This is a genomic window from Nocardioides sp. NPDC087217, assembly GCF_044744805.1.
GTDB lineage: Bacteria > Actinomycetota > Actinomycetes > Propionibacteriales > Nocardioidaceae > Nocardioides.
The window spans coordinates 46420-71946 of the sequence record NZ_JBIUZB010000001.1 but is presented as its reverse complement, the minus strand read 5'-3'; the positions used below and the strand labels follow the sequence as shown (position 1 = coordinate 71946).

Sequence of the window (25527 nt, the reverse complement as noted above, 5' to 3'; positions counted from 1 at the left end):
GACCCATTCTTTCAGACCGTGCCAGACAGTGAGGCGGCTGTCCGATGGTGGTCAAGGACTGGTGCTCAACGACGCAGCCGTCGGGCGACCTGTTGCACCATCGTGGTCAGCTCCTTGACCTGGGCAGCCTGCGCCCCGAGGAGCAGCATGCCGAGATGCAGCGCCCCGACGATAGCGGCCCCGATCAAGGCCAGCACCATCGTCGGCTCGTCGTTGATCATGCCCAGCGCCGTGCGGAGCAGCCAGGCGGCGGCCGCGGCGACCACCGTCACCATGACCAGGCGGGCGAGGAACCCGAGCAGCCCGCGGCCGTCCAGGTCTCCCAGCGTGCGCTTGAGCACGACGTACGAGACGACGGAGCCGACCAGGTAGGACAGCGTGTAGGCGCCGGCGAGCGCGGGCGCGGTGTATTCCGCGGAGACGGCCCGGGTCAGCAGCACCGCGGCGACGATGTTGGTGGTGGCGACCGAGCACTGGATGAAGAAGACGGTGCGGTTCTGCTCCAGCGAGTAGAAGCCGCGCAGCAACAGGTAGTGGATCGTGAAGAAGACCAGCCCGGCCGCGAAGATCGACAGCGTCGGGGCGTACTCCTTGAACGCATCGGCGCCGGCGCCGTGGCCGAACAGGATGTGGGCGATGTCCTCGGAGAGCACCGGGAGCAGCGCGGCGATCGGGATCACGATGGCGAGCGCGTTGCGCAGTTGGTGCGACAGCGTACGTCCGAGCTCGGGCAGCTCGCCGGCCGCGCCGTGGCGCGAGAGGAGCGGCAGGATGGCCGTGGCCAGCGAGACCGTGATGATCGAATGTGGGACCTGGGTGACCAGGAAGCTGTTGGAGTAGACCGTGTAGCCGGTGCCGCCCTCGGCCGAACCGGTCGAGGCGAGCCGCGTCACGATCGTGTACGCCACCTGGTTCACGACCACGAAGAGCACCGTCCACACGCCCAGCTTCGCGGTCTGCGAGAGTCCGGCGCCGCGGAAGTCGAAGCGGGGGCGGAAGCGTACGCCGGTCTTGTGGAGCACCGGCAGGAGCAGCAGGAACTGGAGAACGATGCCGAGCGTGGAGCCCAGGCCGAGGAGGATCTCCTGGCCGGTGGTGAAGCCACCGACGTTGGACGGCCCGAAGACGACCAGGTAGATCACCAGGGTCGAGATCGCGATGATGTTGTTGGCGATCGGGGCCCACATCATCGGGCCGAAGCTGCCGCGGGCGTTGAGCACCTGCCCGACCAGCACGAACATCCCGTAGAAGAAGACCTGCGGCAGGCACCAGCGGGCGAAGTCGATGGCCGACTCGAGCTGGGCCGCGTGCTCGGGCGTGTACATCTCGGGGCCGAGGTAGAGGCGCATCAGCAGCGGGGCACCGAGCACCAGGAGGATCGTGACGGCACCGAGGAACAGCCCGGCGAGCGTGATGATCCGGTCGGTGTAGGCCGCGCCGCCGTCCGGGTCGTTCTTCTGCGCCTTCACCAGCTGCGGCACGAGCACCGCGTTGAAGACACCGCCCGCCAACAGGATGTAGAGCATGTTGGGCACGGTGTTGGCGATGTTGAAGACGTCGGCGTGCAGGCCGGAGCCCAGCGCCGCGACCAGGAGCGCGGAGCGGATGAACCCGCTGGCCCGCGAGAACATGGTCCCCGCGGCCATCACCGCGCTGTTGGCCAGGACCGAGCCTCCGCCGGACTTCTGCTCGGTGGCTGTCACAACACTCCTGACGTACGTGCTTTCTTGGCCTTCATGATGCGCCGGGTGAGACGCACGGCGATCGCCGCGAAGAGTAGCGCGCAGCCGGTCCCGACGAACCACCAGATCACTCCGCTCACCTGCGAGGGGCGGATCGGGACGGAGGCGTGGGCGCCCAGCGGGTTGCCCTTGGTGTCGGTGACGACGATCAGGGCGGTGTGGGTGCCCGTGTCGCGCATGCTCGCGGCGAGGTTGAAGCTGGCCTTGGAGTTGGCGTCGAGCTGGACGGGCTCGGAGGTGGCGACCCGCAGCGACTCGTCGGTGATCGCGTCCAGCCGCACCGTGACGGGCTCGTCGAGCTCGTTGCTCAGGGTGACCTGGAACTCGCCGCCCTTCATGCTGGAGAGGATCACCTTCGGCGGTACGGCCACGGTGACCGAGCTCAGTTCGGAGCTGACCTGGCTCAACGCGTCGGCGGCCGGGTCCGCGTCGCCCTTGCGGGCGGAGTAGGAGGTCGAGGTCAGGGCCTCGTTGACGATGTCGGAGGCGACCTCGTCGTTGTGGGTCAGGATTCGCTGCAGCATCTCGCCGGCGCCGATGAGCTCGTTGGCCGTGTCGATCCGGTCGGTGGAGATCTCGGCCTTCATCTCTCGGCGGGGGTAGCGGAGCTTGTCGGCGGTGATCGATGTCGGCTTGTGCCCGGCGACGGCCTCGTCCAGCGTCGAGGACGAGATCCAGGCGGCCTTGTTCCACGGGGTGACGAACGAGGCGGCGCTCTGCGGCGGGTGCCAGCCGTCGGGAAGGACCGCGATGAGCGGCTTGCCGGAGCCGCGGAGCAGGGCGGCCTCGGCGACGAGACGCTGGCGTACCGAGATCGCGTCGATGGGGTCGTTGGGTCCGGGCCCGCCGGCGGCGGCGCCGGAGGAGGTCACGATCATCTGGTGACCGTCGAGGTCGGCGATGACCGGCGTGGTGCCGCGGAGCATCCTGTCGCTGACCAGGTTGACCGCGCCCGGCTCGAGCAGGTTGACCGCGGCACGGTCGAGGTAGCCGGTCGGAGGAGCGACGGCCGAGGTCGCCTTGATGCCGAGCTCGGTGAGCGCCTGGGCGGTGTGCTCACGCGCCGTGGCCAGCAGGTCGGGATCGGTCGTGGCGAGCGCGGACAGGTCCGGATCGCCGTACGGGAGAGCGAGCAGGTTGTGGCCGGCGAGCGCGTCCTCGAGGCGGCCCAGCCAGACCGTCGCGGCCTTCTGTGCGGCCTCGGTCTCCTCGTCCATCGCCTTCTCGGCGTCGGTGTCCATGCTGGGCGAGGGGCTCGGCAGCAGCGCGGAGGCCGAGGGCGAGGCGCTCTGGCTCCCGCTCTCCTCCGGCTCCTCCTCACCCTCGTCCGTCGGTGCCAGGTTTCGGGCGGGGTTGCCCTCGGCGAGGTTGCGTACGGCATCGATCAGCGCGGGATCGATGGCCCAGGTCAGGTCGGGCATCTCGGCGCCGGTCTCGAGCATCCGGAAGAGGCGTCCGCCGGCGCCCAGGTCGCGGGTCCAGCCCGGGAGGTAGTTCACGCTGCCGTCGCCGTTGTAGACCACGCTGCGCCGGAGCGGCATGACCAGGGACACCTTCTCGGCCTTGGCCTTCTTGTTGGGCTCCTTGACCAGCGGAAGGAAGGTGCGTGCCCGGCCGTCGGCGGTGTTCGGCGTCGTGGAGCCCAGCGCGTGGACCCCGAACCAGTAGACCCCGGGCTCGGTGATCTCCAGCCGCTTGCGCGGCACCGAGAGCGACCACGAGTAGGTCTCGCCGGGCGCGAGGTCGGGGATCGCGGCGTACGTCCCCTCGGTCACGATCCGCTCGCCGACCAGCGAGTCCGCGGGCAACTCGGCGGCCGCGGCGAGCTCCTCGGAGGTGGTCATCGGCGTGTCGCCGACGAACGGGTACACCTTGACGCCGTGCCACTCCTCCTCGGTGGTGTTGGTGACCTTGCCGCGGACGGTGATCCGGCCCTTGGTGCGGCCGTCGAGGCTGACGGTGTCGAGCTCGTCGATGCTCATCGCGAGCGGGTCGGGCTCCGCGGTCTCCTCCGCGGCCCGGGCCGGAGCGGCCAGCGTGGTCGCCGACAGCATCAGCAGAAGGGGTGCCAGCAGCACCAGGACGAGTGCGGCGGTGACTCGCCCACGTGGCCGTGGCGGCCTCGCCTGATGCTGGCGGACTGGCATGACTTCGAGAATATCTTTCAGGGGGTGCGGTCCTCGTAGACTGCGGCGTTGTGTCCGACAGCCAGCTTCCCCCGATCAGCGTCGCCGATGTTCAGCGATCGGTGACTGCTGAACTGGACCGTATCGCACCGGTCATCGACTCCCTAGGTGAGGTCTTCGCTCGCTCGGGCTTCGAGCTGGCGCTCGTCGGTGGCCCGGTCCGCGACGCGATGCTCGGCCGGCCGCACAACGACCTCGACTTCGCCACCTCGGCCCGCCCCGAGGAGACCGAGAAGATCCTGCGTACGTGGGGCGAGGCGCTGTGGGACATGGGCCGCGACTTCGGCACCATCGGCACCCGCAAGGGCCCGTGGCAGATCGAGGTCACCACCTACCGCTCCGAGGCCTACGCCGCCGATTCCCGCAAGCCCGAGGTGGCCTACGGCACGTCGCTGGCCGACGATCTCGTACGCCGCGACTTCACCGTCAATGCGATGGCGGTGCAGCTTCCAGGCCGTGAGGTCGTCGACCTCTACGGCGGCGTCGTCGACCTGGCGACCCGGGTGCTGCGTACGCCAGGGACGCCGGAGGCGTCGTTCTCCGACGACCCGCTGCGGATGATGCGGGCGGCGCGGTTCGCCGCACAGCTCGGTTTCACGGTCGCACCCGAGGTCGTCGCCGCGATGAAGGACATGGCCTCGCGGATCTCGATCATCTCCGCCGAGCGGGTCCGCGACGAGCTGGTGAAGCTGATCTGCGCGCCCTACCCGCGGCGTGGCCTCTCGCTGCTGGTCGAGACCGGGCTGGCCGACCTGGTGCTGCCCGAGCTGACCGCGCTGCGGATGGAGCGCGACGAGCACAACCGCCACAAGGACGTCTACGAGCACACTCTGACGGTGCTCGAGCAGTCGATCGACCAGGAGGAGCGTCTGGGTGGCGGCCCCGACTTCGTGTCCCGCTTCGCGGCGCTGATGCACGACGTCGGCAAGCCGCGCACCCGGAAGTTCCACGACGACGGCACCGTCTCGTTCCACCACCACGACGTCGTCGGCGCCAAGATGACCCGCAAGCGGATGAAGGCGCTGCGCTTCTCCAACGACGAGATCGAGGCGGTCTCCTCGCTCGTCGAGCTGCACCTGCGCTTCCACGGCTACGGCGACGGTGAGTGGACCGACTCCGCGGTCCGTCGCTATGTGAGGGATGCCGGCGACCAGCTCCAGCGCCTCCACGTGCTCACCCGCGCCGACTGCACCACCCGCAACCGCCGCAAGGCCGACCGCCTCGCCCGCACCTACGACGCCCTCGAGGCCCGCATCGAGCGGATCTCCGAGGAGGAGGAGCTCGCCGCCCTCCGTCCCGCCCTCGACGGCAACCAGATCATGTCGCTCCTCGACATCCCTCCCGGGCGCGAGGTCGGGGCTGCGTACAAGTTCCTCATGGACCTGCGCCTCGACGAGGGAATCCTCTCCGAGGACGAGGCCGCCAAGCGGCTCCTGGACTGGTGGGCCGAGCGCTCCACATAGGCCGCGCGGGCTATGTCACTCAGCACGGTCAGTTGACATCTGGGCGCCTACTGTCCATCGAGCCATACTGACGGTACGGTTCCGCGTATGACGACGATCACAGATCTCGAGGCAACGACCGCCATCAACGCGACGCCCGCTCAGGTGTGGGCCGCGATCACGGACCTGCCGCGGATGGCTTCGTGGAGCCCGCAGGTGGTGAAGACGGTGGTGTTCGGCCAGGTCAAGGAGGGCGCGCGCTTCTTCAACATCAACCGCCAGGGCTGGAAGCACTGGCCGACCAACGCCAAGGTCGTACGCTTCACGCCCCACTCCGACTTCGCGTTCCGGGTCGCGGAGAACACGACGATCTGGTCCTTCCAGATCGACGAGACCCCTGAGGGGTCGCTGGTCACCCACCGCCGCGAGACTCCTGACGGCATCTCCGCGCTCTCCCGCTCGCTGACGAATGCGGTGCTCGGGGGTCAGGAGAAGTTCACCGAGGAGCTGCGTACGGGCATGGCCACGACGCTCGCCAAGCTCAAGGCCGATCTCGAGGGCTGACCCTCCCGCGCCGCGGCCTCGGCGTCAGGCCCCTGCCCTGGTCCAGCGGTAGACGCTGCTGGTGGAGACGCCGAGCTGCGCGGCCACGTCGGGGATGCGGGCCCCGGCGTCGACGAGGAGCCGGGCGGCCTCGGACTTGTCGTCGGGGAGATTCGCCATCAGCTCAGCGATCTCGTCGGGAAGGATGTCGGGGTAGTCCATGGCTGGCTCGGGGTCGGGGATGTTCTCCGGGAACGGGATCCGGTCGAGGAGCGTGCCGTCGGCGTCGGACGGCTTGGTGGCCGTGCGGACGTTGCTGAACTGTGGCGCCATCCCGGCGCCCTGGGCAGCGTCTGCGGCCGTGAGTGCGGCATCGGTCACCCGGCTCGAGACGCGGCGGCGGGTGTCCGGGGTGGCGAGGGCTGATGCCATCTCGCGGGTTCGGGTCTCGCGCGACGGGGTCACCTCGCGGGGTACGTCGGTGACCGAGTCGGAGACGGCGTCGGTGGTCCTGTCGAAGTGGATGCCGGTAGGCGCCTCGATGGCACGGTCGGCGTCAGGAGCGGGGGCTACGTGCGGAACCTGCTCCACCACCGGCACGCTGAGCGCCTCGTGCACGTCGGGCAAGGTGATCGGCAGCCGGTCGGCCTGGCGGGTGCCTTCGGCGACGGCGGCGAAGGCGTCGACCCACTGGGTGATCTGGTCGCGCATCGCGCCCGGCGCGACCGACCGCAGCGCCACCGCCTCGGCGCGCCAGTAGCGCTTCTGCGCGCGCTCCAGCTTCCGGCGGGACGAGGCCGTACGCTTCCGCACCGCCGTGTCGCGGGCCCGGCGCCATTCGACGCGGGTGGCCAGGAGGGCGTGCATCCGGGCGCCCATCCGCAGGTCGGACCAGGAGCGTTCCATGGCGAGGTGTCGGTCGCCGACGAGCGCGAGGTGCCACATCAGAGCCGCCAGGAGCGGCACGATGAACCGGAACGCGGCGGCGGTGACGGCGTGGCCGAGGTGGATCTCGTGCCAGCCGGCGAAGAACCCGGAGGCGGCGGACAGCAGCCAGGTCAGGGTCAGCAGCGTCTGCGCCGGCCGGTCCTGCTGGGCCGCCTCGCGGGCCATCAGAGCGACGGTGACGAGCGAGAGCTCGAAGACGCCGGCGAAGGCGTAGGCGTTGATCGCGCCCATGGCGAGCACGTCCCGCCCGAAGCCGACCATGGCGACGTACGCGGCGGCCGTCGAGATCAGCGCGACCGAGACGGCGCCGAAGAGGATGAGGCCGCGACCACTTCCGGTCGAGCCCTTGCCTGTCGGGGTCGTGTCGTTGTCGGGACGCATCGTGGGGGTCTCCCGTGCCTGAGGCGATCGATCGTTCGGGTCCCGGAGTCTAGGGGATCAAACAGGTGTTCGAGATGTACGTGGATGGAGTGTTGACAAACCCGGTGGAAATTCGGCCGCAGTGATCCGTCGGGCAGGGCTACAGTCCGCTCATGTCGAAGACGGCGGTGCGCCGCGTACTTTTCAAGTCGTTCTGGGCCGTGATCGGCCTGGTCATCGCGGTGAGCCTCTTCAAGCTGGCCTTCACCGGCTCGACGCAGGATGCCGATGGGGCGCCACTGACGCCGACCGGGAAGATCCCGCCGGAGGAGGTGGTCGCCGAGAAGGGCACCATCTCCAACGCGCTCACGGTCGAGGGGACGATCGTGATCGACAAGCCGGTCTCCGCCACCAGCTCGGTCACCGGGGTGCTGGCGCACCGGTTCGCCGAGACCGGCGCCAGGGTGAAGAAGGGCGACAAGCTCTTCCAGGTGCGCGCGGAGGAGGAGCCCGCCGAGGCCGAGCCCGTCGAGGAGCCGGCCGAGGAGCCCGGGAACGTCGATGACGCCACCGGCGACGGGGATCGTGACGATGCCCCGGTCGAGCCGTTGCCGCCGAAGCCGGTCTATCACTGGTACACGGTCGTCGCGCCCGCCACCGGCATCGTCGGCAACTACGCCGCCGAGCTGATGGGCGAGGTGACCGAGGACGGGGTGGTCGTCTCGATCCGTCCCACGACGTTCCATGCGGTCGGCGCGATCTCGCCGCTGGACCGCTACCGGCTGGCCAGCAACCCGGATGAGGCCACGGTGACCATCGAGAGCGGCCCGAAGCCGTTCACCTGCACCGACCTGAGCATCGGCGACGCGGCGACGGAGACGATCACCAGCAACGAGCCCGAGGGCGAGATGATGGAGGGGGAGCCGGGGGCCGAGGGCGACTCGGGGGCGGGCGCCCGGATCAGCTGCCTGGTCCCGGAGAAGGTCACCGTCTTCGACGGTCTGACCATGACCATGGCCATCGACGCGGGCAAGAGCGACGGCGACGTCGTCACCATCCCCGTCACCGCGGTCACCGGTCTGGTCGGCGACGGCACCGTCTGGGTCGTCGGCGAGGACGGGACCCCGACCGAGCAGCCGGTCAAGCTCGGCGTCACCGACGGCAAGCTCGTCGAAGTGACCAGCGGGCTGAAGGCAGGCGACTCGGTCCTGCGGTACGTCCCGGGCTCGAAGGAGACGGGCGGCGGAACGGACGACGGGATGATCGAGGAAATGCCGGCGGGGGAGATGTGAGCGCCGAGGAGCTGCTGAGGCTCACCGGCGTGGCCCGCACGGTCGAGCTCCCCGACGGCGAGGACCTGCACATCCTGACCAGCGTCGACCTCGACGTGAGCCGCGGCGACCATGTCGGCATCGTGGGCCGCTCGGGCACCGGCAAGTCGACCCTGCTGAACCTGCTCGGCCTGCTGGACCGCCCCACCGGCGGCACCCTGGAGTGGGCAGGTCGCAACGTCACCGACATCAGCAACCGGCAGGCCGCCCGGATCCGCGGTCGTGATGTCGGGTTCGTCTTCCAGCAGTTCAACCTGCTGCCGGGGCGTACGGCTCTGGAGAACGTGATGGCGCCGCTGCTCTACGCGTCCGGCAGGGAGTTCTGGCAGCGACGGAGGCTCGCCGCAGAGATGCTCGACAAGGTCGGGCTCGGCGACCGGCTCGACGCGATGCCGCAGTTCCTCTCCGGCGGTGAGCAGCAGCGCATCGCGATCGCCCGTGCCCTCGTCCGGACGCCGTCGGTCGTGCTCGCCGACGAGCCGACCGGGGCGCTCGACGTCGAGACGGGCGCGATGGTGATGAAGCTGCTCGACCAGGCGACGTACGACTCCGGCGCCGCGCTGATCACGATCACCCACGACCAGAACGTCGCCGCCCTGGCCCGCCGGCGGTTCCGGCTCGCCGAGGGACGGCTGCACCCGCTGACCGAGGAGGCAGCGGCGTGAGGAGCAACCTGGCGCGCCTCGTCACGGGCCTGGCCGCCTCGACCGTCGAGGCGTGGCAGGAGCTGCGCATCCACCGGCTCCGGGTGCTGTTGTCGCTGGTCGGGGTGGCGGTGGCGGTCGCCTCGATCACCGCGACCGTCGCGGCCGGCCAGATCGCCAAGCAGATGTTCACCGAGTCCTACGAGGTCGACGGGCGGCCGGCGCACATCTCGGTCATGGCCTACGACCCCCACAGCGGCATGCCGCTCTCCGTCGAGCGGGTCCGGCCCGCCTTCCAGACGGTCGCGGAGCGGTTCGACGTGAAGTACGCGTCGGCGAGGATCTCCGCCTACGACATCAAGGCGACCACCGCGAGCACCAGCAAGCGGGTCGAGCTGATGGGGGTCGACCCTGCGTACGCCGCCATCCACCGGGTCGTGGTGCCGCAGGGCCGCTGGCTGCAGGCCTCGGACGAGGAGCGCCTCTCCCCGGCGCTCGTGGTCGACGAGACGTTCCTGAAGAAGCTCGGCCTGCGGGGCACACAGCTGCCGACGTCGGTGGACCTGAAGGGCCAGGGGATGTCGGTGACCGCCACGATCATCGGTGTCACGAGCCTCCGGGGCTACGGCACGCCCCGCGCGTTCATGCTGGCCGATTCGCTGGAGCACTGGCAGGCCGGAGCCCCCACGGACGCCAGCTACGAGATGTGGGTGCCGATCGACGGCGCCAACGAGCTCGCCGGCGAGATCGGCATGGCGATGCGCGCCGAGCTCCCGGGACTCCAGGTCGACGCCCAGCGCGACGACTACCTGGCGTGGGGCGGTGAGGACCCGATCGGCCCGATCAAGTGGGTGATCATCGGGATCGCCGGGATCATCCTGCTGCTCGGCGCCCTGAGTCTGCTCAACATCGCCCTGGTCACCATCCAGCAGCGGATCCGGGAGATCGGGATCCGGCGCAGCTTCGGGGCGACCACGGGGCGGGTGTTCTTCTCGGTGCTGATGGAGAGTGTCGTGGCCACCGTCGTCGCGGGCGTGGTCGGCGTGCTCCTGGCCGTGGCCGCCATCAAGAACCCGCTGGTGCAGAAGCTCGTCCTCCAGGGCATCGACGACGTCCCGCCCTTCCCGCTCTCGGCGGCGTTCCTCGGCCTCGCCGTCGCCCTCGCGGTCGGTGCGATCGCGGGCATCCTCCCGGCGATGATCGCCGCGCGGGTGAAGATCATCGACGCGATCCGCTTCTGAACCTGCGCCGGAGGCTACGACGGAAATGCGACTGCCCCGGGTGCCAGGCACCCGGGGCAGCTCAACAGCAGAGGGTCACTCCCCGCGGATGAACGCCTCCAGCTGAACGCGACCCTCGGTGTCCTCGATCTGAACCGGCGGGCTCTTCATGAGGTAGGCCGAGGCCGGGATGATCGGACCGCCGATGCCGCGGTCCTTGGCGATCTTGGCCGCACGGACGGCGTCGATGATGATTCCCGCCGAGTTGGGGGAGTCCCAGACCTCGAGCTTGTACTCCAGGTTCAGCGGGACATCACCGAACGCGCGACCCTCGAGCCGGACGTACGCCCACTTGCGATCGTCGAGCCACTGCACGTAGTCGGACGGGCCGATGTGCACGTTGCGGTCGTCGATCTTGTCGGCCAGCTCGCCCTTGAGGTTCGAGGTGACGGCCTGGGTCTTGGAGACCTTCTTGGACTCCAGGCGCTCGCGCTCGAGCATGTTCTTGAAGTCCATGTTGCCGCCGACGTTGAGCTGGTATGTACGGTCCAGCGCGACGCCGCGGTCCTCGAACAGCTTGGCCATGACGCGGTGGGTGATGGTGGCACCGACCTGCGACTTGATGTCGTCACCGACGATCGGGACGCCGGCGGCCTCGAACTTCGCGGCCCACTCGGGGTCGGAGGCGATGAAGACCGGCAGCGCGTTGACGAAGGCGACGCCCGCGTCGATCGCGCACTGCGCGTAGAACTTGTCCGCCTCTTCGGAGCCGACCGGAAGGTAGGAGACGAGAACGTCCACCTCCTTCTCGCGAAGGACCGAGACCACGTCCACGGGGTCGAGGCCCGACTCGGAGATGGTCTGGCGGTAGTACTTGCCCAGACCGTCGAGCGTGGGACCACGCTGGACCTCGACGCCCTTGAACGGGACGTCGGCGATCTTGATGGTGTTGTTCTCGGAGGCGTTGATCGCCTCGGAGAGGTCCTTGCCGACCTTCTTGTCGTCGACGTCGAAAGCAGCGACGAACTCGACGTCAGAGACGTGGTAGTCGCCGAACGTGACGTGCATCAGGCCCGGGACGCTGCCCGCCGGGTCGGCGTCCCTGTAGTACTCCACACCCTGGACCAGGGAGCTGGCGCAGTTGCCCACTCCCGCGATTGCTACACGAACCGAACCCATCGGGGCTCCTTCCAATACTCCAGGCCGACACCGGCCCGGAGGTCATCACTCGTTCTCTTGGCTGCTCTGCGCTGTGCGCGAGACGTCCGCTTCGTCGCGTACGCCATCGTCATCCCCCAGATCCCCCTGACCCGCCGCCTGCTCGTCGTTCACAGGCCTGGGGTTGCGTTCGGCGTCGATCAGAGAGGAGAGCCATCGGACCTCCCGCTCGACCGACTCGACGCCGTGACGCTGAAGCTCGCGGGCGTAGGAGTCGACCTCTTTCTGGGTCATGGCAAGCTCGCGTTGCACCCGATCGAGCCGCTCCTGGAGTCGGCTGCGACGTCCTTCGAGGACGCGAAGCCTGATCTCCATGTCGGTGCGACCGAAGAACGCGAACCTGATGTCGAAGTTGTCGTCCTCCCAAGCCATCGGACCGACCTCGGACATGAGCTGGGTGAACTCACGCTCTCCGGCAGGCGTCAGCTGGTAGACGATCCGCGGCCGCCGGGTCACCGGCGTGACGGACTGCGCCTCCTCTTCGATGAGGTGCTTGCGCAGCATCTTCTTCAGAGCCGGGTAGAGCGAGCCGTACGACAGCACTCGCCCCCAGCCCAGCATCAGGTTGAGCCGCTTGCGCAGCTCGTAGCCATGCATAGGCGACTCGTGCAGCAGCCCAAGGACTGCCAACTCGATCGTCTCTGCGCGACGTGCCATGCGACCTATCGTACCGATATATCCGTGATGGCAAATAGAGACCTAAGTCTTGTCTGTCTACGCCTGAAGAGCCCGCTTCGATGCAACCGTCACCGAACTGTTGACGTCGGGTGACTTGAGGCGCGCTGGGCGTGGATGCGGGAGCGCTAGCGTCGATTGCGTACGCTGATGGCTGCCGTTCACCTACCCGAGGAACCACCCGGGGAAGGTCAGGCAAGCGTCGCGCGTCAGGTTGATGGGATTCCCTCGGGGGGATTCAGCGACGTCGGGGGATTGTCAGTGTCAGCCCGTCCGGTCACGTGCCGGGCAGTCACAGGAGCAGTGCAACACCCGTGAGCGACCCATCCGGCGGCTTTTCTCAAAGGCCCAGCCCCCGCAGTGCCAGTCCCCGTAGATCCAATCTCGGTGGGCAGCAAGGACGACCCCAGGGCGGACCGCGCCCACCGCAGGGTGGTCCGGGCGGTCGTCCGCCGGCACCGCGCCGTCCCCAGGGCGGTCCGCAGGGTTCTCCGCAGGGCCAGCCGTCAGGCGGCCGTCCTCAGCCCCGTGGCGCTCAGCGCCCGATGCCTCCCGGTGGTCCCCGCCCCGGTCAGCGGCAGCCCTACCCGCCGGGACCCCGTCGTCCCGGCGAGCCACCGGTCGACCGTCTCGGTCAGGGGCCTGCGCGTCCCGAGCGTGGCGGCGGCGGTCGTGGGCCGCGTGACCCCAACTCCGTAGCCGGCGCGCCGAACGGCCGCTTCGATGACGAGGGGCTCGACAAGAAGGCCCTGGCGGTCCGGATCGGCAAGATCGCGGCGATCTGCGCGCTGGTCATGGCGCTGATCGGCAGCGGCGCGGTGATCATCTCCTACAACATGATCTCGATCCCCAGCGCCAACGCGGCGTTCGAGGCCGAGTCGAGCTTCGTCTACTACGCCGGCGGCAAGAAGGAGGTCGGCCGCTTCCAGGCGGGCGACCAGAACCGTGACGCGCTGAGCGAGGACGAGATGCCCGCGCTCATCAAGGACGCGGCGGTGGCCGCCGAGGACCGCAGCTTCTACGAGAACAACGGCATCGACCTCAAGGGCATCGCCCGCACGCTCTTCACCAACGCCACCACCGGCAGCGCGGGTGGTGCGTCGACGATCACGCAGCAGTACGTCAAGAACCTCTACCTGACCCAGGAGCGCACCTACTCCCGCAAGGTCAAGGAAGCGGTGATCTCGCTGAAGATCAGCCGGCAGAATTCGAAGGACGAGATCCTCACCGGCTACCTCAACACCGTCTACTTCGGCCGCGGCGCCTACGGCGTCCAGGCCGCGGCGAAGACCTACTTCCGCAAGTCGGCCCAGGACCTCAACATCAAGGAGGCCGCGGCGCTGACCGCGATTCTCAACAACCCCAACGGCTTCGACCCGGAGAAGGAAGGCAAGGACTCCGGCGGCACCGAGCTGCTCGGCCGTTACCAGTACGTCCTCAACGGCATGGCCGACCTCAAGAGCCAGGGCAAGGCGCTCAGCGACTACGACGAGGCGACCCTCGAGAAGGCGAAGGCGGCGCTGCCCAAGTTCCCCAAGCCCCTGGCCGACAGCCGCCTCGGTGGCCAGAAGGGTCACGCGCTCACCCTGGTGAAGAACGAGCTGAAGTCCCTGAAGAACGAGAACGGCGAGCCCCTCTTCACCGAGGAGGACATCGACAGCAAGGGGCTGAAGGTCACCACCACGCTCAGCGCGAAGGCGATGAAGGCCGCGGAGGATGCTGTCAAGGACGTACGTCCTGAGGACAAGAAGGCGGTCAACGCCAAGCACCCGGAGAACGAGCTGCACGTGGGCGCCGCCACGGTCGATGTGAAGACAGGTGCGCTCAAGGGCTTCTACGGTGGCCAGGACTACCTCGATTCCCAGATCAACTGGGCGGCCTCGGGCGGCATGGCCGGTTCGACGATGAAGCCGTTCACCCTCGCCGCGGCCCTCGACGCGGGCTACTCACTCAAGGACACCTGGACCGGTGAGGGTGGTCTGGAGATCCCCGGCACCGACCGGGTCGTCCGCAACTCGGGCCAGAGCGATGCCGACCCGACCGGTCACGGCTACGGCGAGCACATCACCGGCATCAAGGCGATGGAGGAGTCGGTCAACACCTCCTTCGTCCAGATGTCGACCGCGCTGCCCAACGGCAGCGAGGACGTCTACAACATGGCGGTCAGGGCCGGTCTGCCGCCGGACGAGCAGCACGCCGAGGACGCGCCGGCCGACTACCGCTCGATCCCGGCCTACTCGATCGACTTCGATCCCAAGAACTATCTGCTCACGCTGGGCCGTCAGGCGATCAGCCCGATCAACATGGCCAACGCCTACGCGACCATCGCCAACGGCGGCGTGCGCAACACCGTCCACCTCGTCTCGAAGGTGGTCAACGCCGAGGGCGAGGTCGTCTATGAATGGGACCAGCGTGACGGCGAGGAGCGGGCGATGTCCGAGGACGCCGCCGACGACACCTCCTATGCCCTGCAGCAGGTCGTGAAGGACGGCACCGGCCAGTCGGCCGGTGTGATCAACCAGCCCGCCGCCGGCAAGACCGGCACCGCGACCAACGCCGACGATGACGTCTCCTCGGCGTGGTTCGCCGGCTACACGCCTCAGCTGTCCACCGCGGTCATGTATGTACGCGGCAAGGGTTCCGGCAAGCTCGACGGCTGGCTCGACTCCTACTTCGGAGCCGGCTACCCCGCCGAGACGTGGGCCCAGATCATGGGCACGCTGACCGACGACCTCGACCTCGAGGAGTTCCCGGAGCCGGCCTGGATGGACGGTGAGGCGCCGATGGAGGGTCACGAGCCGTCGCTGACCGCCACCCCGTCGCCGACTCCGACCCCGTCGGAGGACTGCTCCAAGAAGGACGAGCGCAAGGGTCTCTGCATCCCGATCGAGGAGCCGGAAGCCAGCGAGTCGCCCACGGATGGCGCGACTGACGGTGATCCGGGAGAGGGCACGACTCCTGACCCGTCCGAGTCGACCGAGCCGGGGGTCACCGAGACCGCGTGTGACTGGTTCGGGGACTGTGAGTCGTCCTCGCCACCGGCGGATGGCAATAATGGCGGCGGCAATGGCGGCGGCACCGAAGAGGGCACTACGCAGTGACAGATGGTCCAGTGACCGCCCCCGCGGCGGAGGATCCGGTCGTCAGGACCGCCTCCACCGCGGTGGGCGGTCCTCTCGGGGGACTCGCACACGGCCGACGGCGCTGGTTCAGCGCGGTCGGCCTGTTGCTGCTCCTGACCTCGCTCACCTTCGCGATCGGGATGGTGTCGAAGCAGACCTGCTACAACGCCACCTGGACCAACGGCGACACCAGATACACGCACTTCTGCTACTCCGACCTGCCCTATCTCTACGTCGACCGCGGCCTGGCCGAGCACGAGTGGCCCTACTCCGCCGATCCTGAGGTGCGGGCGCGCTACCAGCAGGTGATGGAGTATCCGGTCGGCATCTCCTACTACGCCTGGGCGACGTCCCACATAACCGACTGGCTGACCGACACCCCCGACGAGGACGAGCGCCATCTCGTGGAGACCTCGAGCTTCTGGGGTCTGCCCGGCATGCACCACGAGATCCGGGTCTTCATCATCGTCAACGTGATCGGCTTCGCGGCCGCGGCGCTGCTCTCCGCCTGGTTCCTGGCACGTACGCACCGCCGACGGCCCTGGGACGCCGCCGCGTTCGCGCTCGCTCCGGTGCTGGCGGCGACCGGGATCATCAACTGGGACATGCTGGCGGTCGTCTTCGTGGCCGGCGCGCTGTGGGCATGGTCGCGCGACCGGCCGCTGCTGACCGGCATCCTCATCGGCCTCGGCTGCGCGACGAAGCTCTACCCGCTCTTCCTGCTCGGCGGGCTCGTGGTGATCTGCATCCGGCGCCGTCGCTACTACGACCTGGCGGTCGCCGCCCTGGCGACGGTCCTCGCCTGGGTGCTCGCCAACCTCCCCGCTATGGCCACCGGCCTGGAGGAGTGGAAGGTCTTCTGGAGCTTCAACTCCGAGCGCGGACCCGACCTCGGCTCGCTGTGGCTCGTGGTCCAGCAGGCCAGCGACGCGGCGATCTCGGCACACACGGTCAACCTCGTCTCCTGGGCCTTCTTCATCGCCTGGTGCAGCGGCGTACTCATCATCGGGCTGACGGCCCGGGAGACACCGCGACTGGCGCAGCTCGGCTTCCTGATCGTGGCCGGGTTTCTCCTGGTTAATAAGGTCTATTCACCGCAGTACGTCCTTTGGCTGCTGCCGCTGGCCGTCCTCGCCGTGCCGCGCTGGCGTGACCAGCTCATCTGGCAGGCCGGAGAGCTCTTCTACTTCGTCGCGGTCTGGTGGTATCTCGCCGACCTCCTGGCCGGCAGCGGTGGGGACCAGCCGGTCTACTGGTTCGCGATCCTCGCCCGGGTCGCCGCCGAGATCTATCTGATCGTGGTCGTCGTGCGGGAGATCTACGAGCCGTGGCGCGACCCGGTCCGGTGGACCGAGGCCCGCGCGGAGACTCAGGAGTCCAGGACGATCTCGTCGAACGAGGTCGCGGTGTAGCGCACCCGCACCTCGAGCTCCTCGCCGACCTCGGGCACACGCGCGCCCGAAGGAAGCATGAGCATCGACTCCTGCATGTGCGGCGGCTCGGCGAACCAGAGCGCCTTGCCGTCGAGCGTGTACGGCGAGCGCGACTGCCCCATCGCGTCGAGCCCACCGCGGGCGACCGCGAGGGCACGGGAGCGCAGGTGGGTGTCGCCCAGCGGCGCCTCGAGCCCGATCCCGTGGGCGGTGCCGCCGGAGGCGACCACCAGGTGGCCGGCGCGCATCGCGGTGCGGCCTCGGTAGCCGTAGGAGTAACCCCGCTCGAGCGGGTGTACGTCCTCGACGGTCGCGGTCACGGTGAGCGCGCCGCGGTCACCGAGCCAGAGTGCCGTGCCGACGCGGGGCCGGAAGGTGATGTCGCCGTAGGCGGCGCGCAGCTGGGCCAGCTCGTTGGCGCTCAGGTGGGAGACCCACACCGTCTTCGCCTCGGCGCCGACGACGGCGTCCATCTGGGCGCGTACCTCGGCCAGCGAACCGCCGTCGAGGCCGAAGTGCATGGTGATGCCCTCGAAGCGGGCGTGCTCGCGGGCAACGGCGGCGGTCGGCCACAGGTCGCTCGGCGTCATCCCGTGGCGACGCATCGAGGTGACCAGCTCGACGATGACCCGGGCGCCGGGCTGGCGCTCCAGCAGCAGCGGCAGGTCCTCGGGGCGGCTGATCGTGTGGATCACGCGGTCGGCGATCTCCGGGTTGATCTCGGGTGAGTAGGGCCGCCACGGGGTGAGGACGTAGATCGATCCGCTGAATCGGGTCGCGACCTCCCACACCTCGTTGTAGGTGCCCACCGCGAGCGTGTCCACGCCGGTGTCGAGGCTGTTGAGCCACTCGGTCTGGTGGGCGAGCTTGCGCAGGGTGAGGCCGTAGCCGTTGCCCTTCGCCACCGGGACCAGGCCGGGGGTCGCCTCGGCGAAGGTCTGGACGTGCTTGCGCCAGCGATCGGCGTCAACGGTCAGTTTCAGCGGCATACGGAGATCAGCGCCTCTTCATGTAGACATCGAAGGCCGTGTAGATCGGCTTGTTCAGCGGCAGGTCCCACTCCCCGGCGTACTCCACCGCCTGGCCACCGGTGCCGACCTTGAACTGGATCAGCCCCACGTGGGAGTCGTCGGTGGAGAGCGTCGGAGTGATGCCGCGCAGGTCGTAGGTGGTCGCACCGGCGGCCATGGCGTCCTGGATCATCGCCCATTGCAGGGCGTTGGAGCCACGTACGTCTCGCTTCTCGGTCGAGGAGGCGCCGTAGGAGTACCAGGCGTGCTGACCGACGCGGACCATGATGGTGGCGGCGACGAGATCGCCCTCGTGTCGGGCCAGGAAGAGCTTGATGCGCTCCGGGTCCTCGGTCGACATCGCCCAGAACATGGTGCTGAAGTAGCTCCGCTGGCGGGGCGTGAAGTGGTCGCGGGCGGCGGTGTGGACGTAGAGGTCATGGAAGGCGCTCAGGTCACCCTCGAAGTCGCCGTCCGCGGGGGCGGTGGGAGAGGTGACGGTGACCTCGACGCCCATCTTGGCGGACTTTTTGATGTTGCGGCGCCAGAGCTGGTTCATCCCCTTGAGGACCTCGTCCTCGGTCTTCGGCGTGCCGTCCTCGTGGGCCAGCGGGATGACGAAGTTGTACTGCGGCTGGCCCGCGCCGAAGCCGTCCTCGGGGGACTGCAGCTTCCAGCCCGCCGCTCTCAGCTGGGAGACGACGCGGGCGCCGGTGGCGTCGCGGTGGGTCGGGGTGAGCTGGTTGAGCCGCTGGACGGTGTCGTCGGCGATGCCGTCCTTCACCTGGTTCGCGTTCCAGGTGGCGGTGGTGACGGGCGGTCCGATGCGGATGCCGAAGGCGCCGTTCTTCTTCAGGTACGCCGCCAGCGGCGCCAGCCACGGCGCGAGATCGCCCGACCAGTCGATGCTCGGACCCTCCGGCAGGTAGGCGAGGGTGAACCGCTCCAGCTTCGGGACCGGCCGGTGCAGCACCAGCGCAGCGCCGACGAGGGCACCACCCTGCAGGCTGTCGAACCATCCGATCGACTCCGAGCGCCACTCGGTCTTGACCCGGGCCCACGACGGGGTCTGGAGGAAGCTCACGCTGGGTTGCTTCTCGATGAAGGCGAGATGCTCCGCAGCGGTGATGGGGCGCACGGTGAGACTCACCCGCAGAAGGCTACCCGCTCAGGCGGTAGGGCCGAATCCCGGTGGTCGAGCCGGTCGGGACCACCGTCCGTGAGCGTCTCACCGCCCCAATGTGGGGACAATCGCGCCGCTCCCTAGTGAGTCAGGGCCGTTGAGACGCTATTGTCAGCGACCAGATGTATCACGGCTTGGGGCCCGGGCCTCCTTGTAGCCGTGACAGCAACTATGACCACCACGATGACGCGCCCGCGCGCCATCTGGCCCCCCACCGGCTCGCCGCCGATCCGGAGGCCACCGGTCGAGGAGGGGACTGTGACACGGGTACCACGGGGGATCGGTCATGCCGACGCACCTGTGACCGTGTGGTCCCGGGCCACGGCCGACTTCGACCGTTGGCTCAGCGGCGACTCCGCCGCCCTCGATGAGCTGGTCGCGACGATGACCCCGATCCTGTGGCAGATCGCCCGCTCCTACCGGCTCACCCAGGAGCAGGCCGAGGACGTCGTCCAGAACACCTGGCTCACCTTCGTACGCAAGCACTCCTCGATCCTCGACACCGCAGCCGTCGGCGCCTGGCTCACTCTGACCACGCGCCGCGAGGCCTGGCGGGTCGCGAAGCGGTCCGGGCGGGACGTACCTGTGGAGGACGAGGCGCTCGAGTCCCGCGTCCCGACGCAGCGCTCCGCGGAGTCCCTGGTCGTCGAGGGCGACCGCAACTCCCTCATCTGGGCAGCCGTCGAGGGCTTGCCCGAGCGGTGCCGGCGACTGCTGCGCGTGGTCGCCTTCTCCGATCGGCCGGACTACGCCGGTCTGGCCGAAGAGCTCGACATGCCCATCGGCAGCATCGGCCCCACCCGCGGCCGCTGTCTCGGGAAGCTGCGGGACGCACTGCGCGCTGTGTTCGACGAAGGGGAGGTGTCGTGATGGGTCGCTCGGAGGAGCCCACTCGCGAAGAGCTGTTGGGCCTGGTTCGACAGGCTTATGTTGCCGGTGACCCCGTCCCCGGGGGCCTGATCTCCCGGATGCAGGCGGCCGCCGCAGGCGCCGCCGAGGAGTCCGGTCTCGGGCTCGACCTGGAGCTGATGCTCCTGGTGGAGTCCTCGGGTGCCGAGGCGGCCGGAGTACGCTCCTCCGCCCCTGCCTCCGCCCGCTCTGCCTACACGTTGCGCTTCGCCCAGTCCGGCGTGGATGTCCTGGTGCGTGTCGCGTCCGACACCGACACCACCGCCCGCCTCGACGGCTGGGTCGTCCCCGGCTCACCCATGACCGTCCGCGCCGTCCGCGCCGACGACGTCCGTACGCCGATCGTCGCCGTCACCCTCGGAGCCTCGGGTCGCTTCGAGCTCACCTCGTTGCCCGCCGGCCTCATCCGGCTGCGCTTCGAGCCTGCCGACGGCTCTGCTGCTTTTCTGACCCCCACGTTCGAGATCTGACCAGGAGTAACGATGGCCCACCGCCCCACCCGCAGAGAGCGCGAGCCCCTGCTGTCGGTCGCGTACGGTTCCACCGAGGCGCGAGTCCTCGACCCGACCAACGCGGTCGCCGTCGACGGCGTTGCTGCTCGCTCGACGATCTATTCGTCGTCCGTTCTGCTGATCTCCAAGTCGGTCGACTTCGAGGACACCTTCAAGCGCATCGAGAAGGCCGCGAAGGGTCTTGGCTGGCGTGCCATTGCTGAGGACGAGCCCGAGTGCGCGGTCGGGCTCCGGTTCGGCGTACGTCGCGTGCGGCTCGGGGTTCGGCCGGGCAAGGCATCACAAGCCCCCGATGCGTGGACGGTTTTGCAGTACTTGCGCGCCGAAGGTCTCGATAATGTTCGGGGCGTAAGCCTTGAACACGTGTTGGTTCCCGTGCCGCACAATCACCCGGATCCCCACAATCACCCGGACCCTCACAACCACCCGGACCCTCACAACCACCCGGACCCTCACAACCACCCGGACCCCCGCGGTCAAGACGGCGGGTCCGGCTACGACCCGCTGGGAACTGGCGGCCGGCAGCCGGTTGCATTCGTCGGCGCGCCGCCCAACCGGCGTCCAGATCACGACCTAGGGGACCGGACCAGACCGGTAGTCGCGATCTTGGACACCGGCTGCGGGCACCATCCATGGCTTGGCTTCGTCGAGCGCGACGTACGACTCGACAACCACCAGATCGGCTGGACGAGCGCCGTTCCAGACTCGGAGATTGACGGAGACCTGGTGGGTCGCCTGGACGGACTGATTGACCCGGTAGCCGGTCATGGCACGTTCATCGCTGGTCTGGTACACCAGGCCTGCCCGGACGCGGACATCTATTCGTGGCGCATCGTCCCGCCGGATGGCCCGGTGACGGAGACCGACTGGATCACTGCCCTTGCGCAGATCGCCGAGCTCGTCAGGCTTTATAGGAACGGTGATCCGCGCGGACGGCGAATCGACGTCCTCAGCTTGTCGATCAGCTACTACCACGAGACGCCGGCCGACGAACTGTTCGATGGGACGCTGTACGACATCCTGGCGGATCTCTCGGCAAACGGTACGGTCGTGGTCTGCGGCGCCGGAAACGATGCCACCTCACGTCCAGCTTTCCCCGCAGCCTTTGCCCCATGGGCGGATGGTCAAGGTCCGGTGCCTGAGCGTGCGGGTGAGTTGCCGATCGTCTCGGTAGGCGCGCTAAATCCCAACGGAACGGACGCGATCTTCAGCAACGCCGGACCATGGGTGCGTGCCTACGAGGTAGGAGCGGGCGTCGTGAGTACGTTCCCCGTCGCCTTCAACGGTGGCTATCAGCCAACACAAGCAACAGACTTCATGGGACGACGCCGGACGACCCTTGATCCAGACGACTTCAGCAGCGGGTTCGGGCTGTGGAGCGGGACCTCGTTCGCCGCGCCGCTGATGGCCGGTCGTATCGCGCACCATCTCTTCGAAAATGGCGCACCCGGCTCCGTTGAAGACGACGTGAAGCGCGCATGGTCCGCACTCGAAGAGCTGACGAGCCTGAGGCGCTGATCATGATGCGGCGGGGGGAAGATCCGCCCGAGGAGCTACATCGTCTCGGAGTAGCCGCGCTCAGCGCCGGCGACTCCGAAGAAGCGCGTGACCTGTTCCGAAGGGCGCAATCACTCGCTGACGACCCCAACCTCTTGGCGCGGATCGAGTCATCCATGGCGTTCCTTGCCGCGGATGAGTCGGATTTCGACCATGCCCTGGGCCGTCTTGATCGTGCGTTGGGGGGAGCCGGACTTTCCCCTGCGACTCGTGGCGCCCTGCTGCAGCAACGCGCCACGCTGCTCAGACGGGCGGGGCGTGCCAGTGAAGCCCTGGAAGCGTTTGGCCATGCGATCGACGCGCTTCAAGGCCAGCCAGCCAAACTTGCCAAAGCACATAACAACCGCGGCACTGTGTATCTCGACCAACGCGAGCCGGCTCTTGCCGCGCACGAGTTCGAGTTGGCGGCGATCGGCTACCGCGAATCCGACGACGAGGTGCTGGCGGCGCAGGCAGACCACAACAGGGCGTACGCGTTTTTCCTCGCCGGAGACTTGGTTGGCGCACTCGCGCTGATGGAGTCGTGCTATGACGCACAGGCTGCGGTGGGGCCATTGGTGAAGGCTGTGTGTGATGCCGATCGGGCAGAGGTGCTGATGGCAGCGGGGCTGATCCGGCAGGGCGGGGCGAAGCTGCGGCAGGCAGCTGAGGCTTATGGCTCGAAGGGGCAGCGTCAGCGACAGGGCGAGGTTGAGTTGGTGCTGGCGTCCCACCTGGTGGCGACTGATCCGACCGAGGCCGAGCGGGTGGCGCGCTCGGCGCTGGGGTGGTTCGAAGAGGCCAAGGCACCGGGGCTGGCGCTGCGGGCGCGGGCGGTGGCGTTCGAGGCGGCCGTGACCGCACGCCAAGATCCGAGCGAGGACGGCGAGGCGCTGGCCGGCCCGCTCGAAGAGCAAGGGCTGAGCTGGCCGGCGCTTCGGGTGCGTTTGCAGGCCCGGCTCGCGCGCATTCGTTCGGCCGAGAGCGCCGGCTTGCCGACAAGGTCAGCGAGCGGCAGGGTCATCGGTCCGGTCCCGCCGGAGGCGCCCATCGACATCCGCCTGCTGGAGCGAGAGCTGCGTGCCGAGCTGGCGGTCGCCGCTGGCCGTGCGGTGGCTGGGCTTCGCGAGCTGCGGGCCGGGCTCGATGACTTCCATCTGTGGCAGAGCTCGTTCGGCAGCCTCGACCTGCAGACCAACGTCGCCGGGCACGGCCGGACCTTGGCCAGGCGCGGCCTGGAGCTGGCCGTCGAGTCGGGCGAAACCGACGTGCTCTTCGAGTGGTCTGAGCGCTCGCGGATGCTGGCTTCGCGGGTCCAGCCGGTGCGGCCGCCGTCTGATCCTCAGCTCGCCGCCGACCTGGCCGAGCTGCGCGGTGAGGTGTCGCCCGAACGCGAGCACGAGCTGCGTGAGCAGATCCGTCAGCGAGCCTGGCGGGTCAAGGGATCGGGGCAGGTCTCCGACCCGATCTCACTGCCTGACCTGCGTGAACGCATCGGAGATCATGCGCTCGTCGGGTACGTCGTCGCCGCCGGACGGATCGTCGCGATCGTCGCGACCGACGACGCGGCCACCCGGATCGACCTCGGCGAGCAGGCCGCGCTCGGGTCGCTCCTGGGCGGCCTGCTGCCGGATCTCGATGTCGCCGCGACCGACCTCCCGGGGCCGCTGGGTGCCGCCGTACGCGGCGACCTGACTGCCCGGCTCCAGCAGCTCTCCGACCTGCTCGTCGCGCCGATCTTGGACCGGATCGGCGACCGGCCGGTCGTGCTGACTCCCTCGGCGGTGCTGGCGGCCGTGCCATGGACGCTCCTGTCGGGCTTCACCGGCCGGCCCGTCACGGTGGCCCAGAGCGCCACCGCCTGGCTGAGCCGCGCCGACACTCCGCTGCGCACCCAGGTAGCCGGATTCGTCGCCGGGCCCCGCGTCATGCGCGCCGCCGACGAGGTCGCTCACAGCGCCACCGCTTGGCGCGGCTCGCACATCCTCACCGGCGCCGACGCGACCGCATCCGCCGTCTCCGCGCTGGCGGCCGAGGTCGACGTACTCCACCTGGCCGCACACGGCCACCACTCCGCCGACAACCCGCTCTTCTCCGGCCTCGAGCTCGCCGACGGCACCTGGTACGGCTACGACATCGACGGCCTCTCCGCCGTCCCCGACGTCGTACTTCTTTCGGCCTGCGAGGTCGGACGCTCAACCATTCGCTGGGGCGAGGAGCTGATCGGCCTGGTCGGAGCCTGGTTGCACGCCGGCGCCCGCGCCGTGATCGCCTCGCCCGCGGTGGTGGCCGACGAGGCTGCGTACGAAGTCTTCAGCCGCCTTCACGGCGCCCTCGCGAAGGGCCTTGCTCCTGCCGAGGCCCTCGCCGAGTCCCTCCCGGCAGCGACCACGGACGCCCCGCCGGCCCCGTTCGTCTGCTTCTCGTAGGTCGGACTGGGAGCATCGGTGTCCGGGTGGGCGAGGACTTTTCCGGGCCCCGCCCACCCGGCGTGCTTCGCTAGTTGGGCTCGTTGTGTGGGGCTGCGAGAGCGTAGATCGCCAGCGCAGTCGGCACGATCGTTGCGCCTGCGAGGTACACGCGTGCCTTCAAGCCGTCGAACGACATTGGTCCTCCTCTCGTCGGGTAGATGGGAGATGGCTGCGGGAACGGGGTTGGTTCAGGACGCCAGGGGCGCGGTCGTCGTCGAGTGAATGAGGACCACCTGGCCGTCGGCACTCCCCCTCTGCATCAGTGGCCCTCGTTGTGCGGGGCTGCGAGGGCGTAGATCGCCAGGGCGGTCGGCACGATCGTTGCGCCTGCGAGGTACACACGTGCCTTCAGGTCGTCGAATGTCATTGGTTCCTCCTCTCGTGGGGTAGAGACGGAGATCGGTGCGAGTCACACCGACGGTTGGACGGACCCATCGTCAGCGTCGACTGGCTCTGAAACTTCCTCGGTGCGGGGCAGAGAGCAGGCGACGATCAACAGGACGAGGCCGGAGAACAGAAAGACGTCCCCGATGCTCAAAACCTTCATCAACACGGGAACTGGGATCAGGTCTGCGAGCGGGGTCCAGAACGGCGACACGTCCTCGAGGCGGATGTAGCCGGGGGCGTCGGTGGCCAGATCGGTCTCGGTGTAACCCGCAGTACGTGCGCCCGAAATGCTGTACGGCATCGCCCCGAGAACCGCGATCGGGATGGCGTTCGACATGGTTCCGAGCGGGATCAGTGACAAGGCCCAGCGACCCGTTGCCCGATTCCCTAGCGATCGGTTCAGCCAAGAGAAGGTCAGCGCGACGACGATGATGAAGACGGCGTAAACGCGCCGCTCTGTGGTCTCCGGAACCTGTTCTGGCCACCAGCCGCGGTAATGCACGAACTGGAGTGCGGCGGCGATGGCGATCAGCCACGTACCGCGGATTCTTCTCAGCGACACCGCGACGTTCGGGCGGGCGACGATGATGAGGCCGACGATTGCCGGCAGCACCATCAGCGTGAGCATTCCTGGGCCGGGCATGCGAAGCAGGCT

At 68.7% G+C, this 25527-nt stretch carries 20 protein-coding genes; 11 read left to right on the top strand and 9 right to left on the bottom strand.

The genetic code is table 11. From position 1 onward, the window contains the following. Nucleotides 1-65 precede the first annotated feature (65 nt). Together murJ and ACIO3S_RS00380 are read right to left on the bottom strand one after the other, a co-directional pair. Complete coding sequence (murJ, locus tag ACIO3S_RS00385; RefSeq protein WP_400458425.1) at nucleotides 66-1703, bottom strand: murein biosynthesis integral membrane protein MurJ; 1638 nt, start codon at nucleotides 1701-1703, stop codon at nucleotides 66-68. Further along, nucleotides 1700-3889, bottom strand: coding sequence for a DUF6049 family protein (locus ACIO3S_RS00380; protein ID WP_400458424.1), 2190 nt, complete (start codon nucleotides 3887-3889; stop codon nucleotides 1700-1702). The genes murJ and ACIO3S_RS00380 overlap by 4 nt, the downstream gene beginning before the upstream one ends. Nucleotides 3890-3939: 50 nt before the next feature. Here ACIO3S_RS00380 and ACIO3S_RS00375 point away from each other — a divergent pair, with 50 nt between their 5' ends. Both ACIO3S_RS00375 and ACIO3S_RS00370 read left to right on the top strand, forming a co-directional pair. After that, nucleotides 3940-5391, top strand: a complete 1452-nt coding sequence (locus tag ACIO3S_RS00375) for a CCA tRNA nucleotidyltransferase (protein WP_400458422.1) — start codon at nucleotides 3940-3942, stop codon at nucleotides 5389-5391. 87 nt (nucleotides 5392-5478) lie between these two features. Beyond that, nucleotides 5479-5934: an SRPBCC family protein gene (locus ACIO3S_RS00370; RefSeq protein ID WP_400458420.1), complete on the top strand. Its 456-nt coding sequence runs from the start codon at nucleotides 5479-5481 to the stop codon at nucleotides 5932-5934. A 24-nt stretch (nucleotides 5935-5958) separates the two neighbouring features. On the opposite strand, the gene ACIO3S_RS00365 is transcribed toward ACIO3S_RS00370, so the two are convergent. Then, entirely contained in the window at nucleotides 5959-7242 is a 1284-nt protein-coding gene (locus tag ACIO3S_RS00365; protein ID WP_400458418.1) for a helix-turn-helix domain-containing protein, read from the bottom strand. A 152-nt stretch (nucleotides 7243-7394) separates the two neighbouring features. Here ACIO3S_RS00365 and ACIO3S_RS00360 point away from each other — a divergent pair, with 152 nt between their 5' ends. Genes ACIO3S_RS00360 through ACIO3S_RS00350 form a run of 3 tightly spaced genes read left to right on the top strand, consistent with a single transcriptional unit; the run spans nucleotide 7395 to nucleotide 10437 of the window. Next, nucleotides 7395-8513, top strand: a complete 1119-nt coding sequence (locus ACIO3S_RS00360; protein WP_400458417.1) for an efflux RND transporter periplasmic adaptor subunit — start codon at nucleotides 7395-7397, stop codon at nucleotides 8511-8513. Further along, the gene (locus ACIO3S_RS00355; protein WP_400458415.1) at nucleotides 8510-9217 is read left to right on the top strand and encodes an ABC transporter ATP-binding protein; all 708 of its coding nucleotides are present in this window, start codon (nucleotides 8510-8512) and stop codon (nucleotides 9215-9217) included. Before ACIO3S_RS00360 ends, ACIO3S_RS00355 begins: the two co-directional genes overlap by 4 nt. Further along, on the top strand, nucleotides 9214-10437 hold the full coding sequence (locus ACIO3S_RS00350) for an ABC transporter permease (RefSeq protein ID WP_400458413.1): 1224 nt from the start codon (nucleotides 9214-9216) through the stop codon (nucleotides 10435-10437). The genes ACIO3S_RS00355 and ACIO3S_RS00350 overlap by 4 nt, the downstream gene beginning before the upstream one ends. A 75-nt stretch (nucleotides 10438-10512) precedes the next feature. Here ACIO3S_RS00350 and ACIO3S_RS00345 read toward each other — a convergent pair whose 3' ends face one another. Both ACIO3S_RS00345 and ACIO3S_RS00340 read right to left on the bottom strand, forming a co-directional pair. Then, a complete protein-coding gene (locus tag ACIO3S_RS00345) occupies nucleotides 10513-11595 on the bottom strand; it encodes an inositol-3-phosphate synthase (protein ID WP_160026126.1) in 1083 nt (360 codons plus the stop codon). Between the two features lie 45 nt (nucleotides 11596-11640). Continuing rightward, the gene (locus ACIO3S_RS00340; protein WP_160026127.1) at nucleotides 11641-12291 is read right to left on the bottom strand and encodes a PadR family transcriptional regulator; all 651 of its coding nucleotides are present in this window, start codon (nucleotides 12289-12291) and stop codon (nucleotides 11641-11643) included. A gap of 563 nt (nucleotides 12292-12854) precedes the next feature. Here ACIO3S_RS00340 and ACIO3S_RS00335 point away from each other — a divergent pair. Together ACIO3S_RS00335 and ACIO3S_RS00330 are read left to right on the top strand one after the other, a co-directional pair. After that, on the top strand, nucleotides 12855-15410 hold the full coding sequence (locus ACIO3S_RS00335; protein ID WP_400458410.1) for a transglycosylase domain-containing protein: 2556 nt from the start codon (nucleotides 12855-12857) through the stop codon (nucleotides 15408-15410). Nucleotides 15411-15421: 11 nt separating this feature from the next. Then, nucleotides 15422-16843 (top strand): glycosyltransferase family 87 protein, encoded by a 1422-nt coding sequence (locus ACIO3S_RS00330; protein ID WP_400458408.1) that lies wholly within the window; start codon nucleotides 15422-15424, stop codon nucleotides 16841-16843. Here the strand turns inward: ACIO3S_RS00330 and ACIO3S_RS00325 are convergent. Together ACIO3S_RS00325 and ACIO3S_RS00320 are read right to left on the bottom strand one after the other, a co-directional pair. Next, complete coding sequence (locus ACIO3S_RS00325; protein ID WP_350837740.1) at nucleotides 16801-17853, bottom strand: alanine racemase; 1053 nt, start codon at nucleotides 17851-17853, stop codon at nucleotides 16801-16803. The two genes, ACIO3S_RS00330 and ACIO3S_RS00325, sit on opposite strands and share 43 nt — an antisense overlap. 7 nt (nucleotides 17854-17860) lie before the next feature. After that, complete coding sequence (locus ACIO3S_RS00320; RefSeq protein ID WP_400458406.1) at nucleotides 17861-19024, bottom strand: lipid II:glycine glycyltransferase FemX; 1164 nt, start codon at nucleotides 19022-19024, stop codon at nucleotides 17861-17863. Nucleotides 19025-19315: 291 nt separating this feature from the next. Between ACIO3S_RS00320 and ACIO3S_RS00315 the strand changes: the two genes are divergently transcribed. Genes ACIO3S_RS00315 through ACIO3S_RS00305 form a run of 3 tightly spaced genes read left to right on the top strand, consistent with a single transcriptional unit; the run spans nucleotide 19316 to nucleotide 21996 of the window. Then, nucleotides 19316-19927 carry an RNA polymerase sigma factor gene (locus tag ACIO3S_RS00315; protein ID WP_400458404.1) on the top strand — a complete coding sequence of 204 codons (612 nt, stop codon included), beginning with the start codon at nucleotides 19316-19318 and terminating at the stop codon, nucleotides 19925-19927. Continuing rightward, complete coding sequence (locus ACIO3S_RS00310; protein WP_160026133.1) at nucleotides 19927-20436, top strand: hypothetical protein; 510 nt, start codon at nucleotides 19927-19929, stop codon at nucleotides 20434-20436. Before ACIO3S_RS00315 ends, ACIO3S_RS00310 begins: the two co-directional genes overlap by 1 nt. 12 nt (nucleotides 20437-20448) lie before the next feature. Continuing rightward, nucleotides 20449-21996 (top strand): S8 family serine peptidase, encoded by a 1548-nt coding sequence (locus ACIO3S_RS00305; RefSeq protein ID WP_400458402.1) that lies wholly within the window; start codon nucleotides 20449-20451, stop codon nucleotides 21994-21996. A gap of 149 nt (nucleotides 21997-22145) precedes the next feature. Here ACIO3S_RS00305 and ACIO3S_RS00300 read toward each other — a convergent pair whose 3' ends face one another. Continuing rightward, nucleotides 22146-22748, bottom strand: coding sequence for a hypothetical protein (locus ACIO3S_RS00300; protein ID WP_400458400.1), 603 nt, complete (start codon nucleotides 22746-22748; stop codon nucleotides 22146-22148). On the opposite strand from ACIO3S_RS00300, the gene ACIO3S_RS00295 reads away from it, so the two are divergent. Beyond that, entirely contained in the window at nucleotides 22734-24443 is a 1710-nt protein-coding gene (locus tag ACIO3S_RS00295) for a CHAT domain-containing protein (protein WP_400458398.1), read from the top strand. The two genes, ACIO3S_RS00300 and ACIO3S_RS00295, sit on opposite strands and share 15 nt — an antisense overlap. A 451-nt stretch (nucleotides 24444-24894) precedes the next feature. On the opposite strand, the gene ACIO3S_RS00290 is transcribed toward ACIO3S_RS00295, so the two are convergent. Then, the gene (locus ACIO3S_RS00290; RefSeq protein ID WP_400458396.1) at nucleotides 24895-25515 is read right to left on the bottom strand and encodes a DUF5317 family protein; all 621 of its coding nucleotides are present in this window, start codon (nucleotides 25513-25515) and stop codon (nucleotides 24895-24897) included. Nucleotides 25516-25527: the final 12 nt, after the last annotated feature.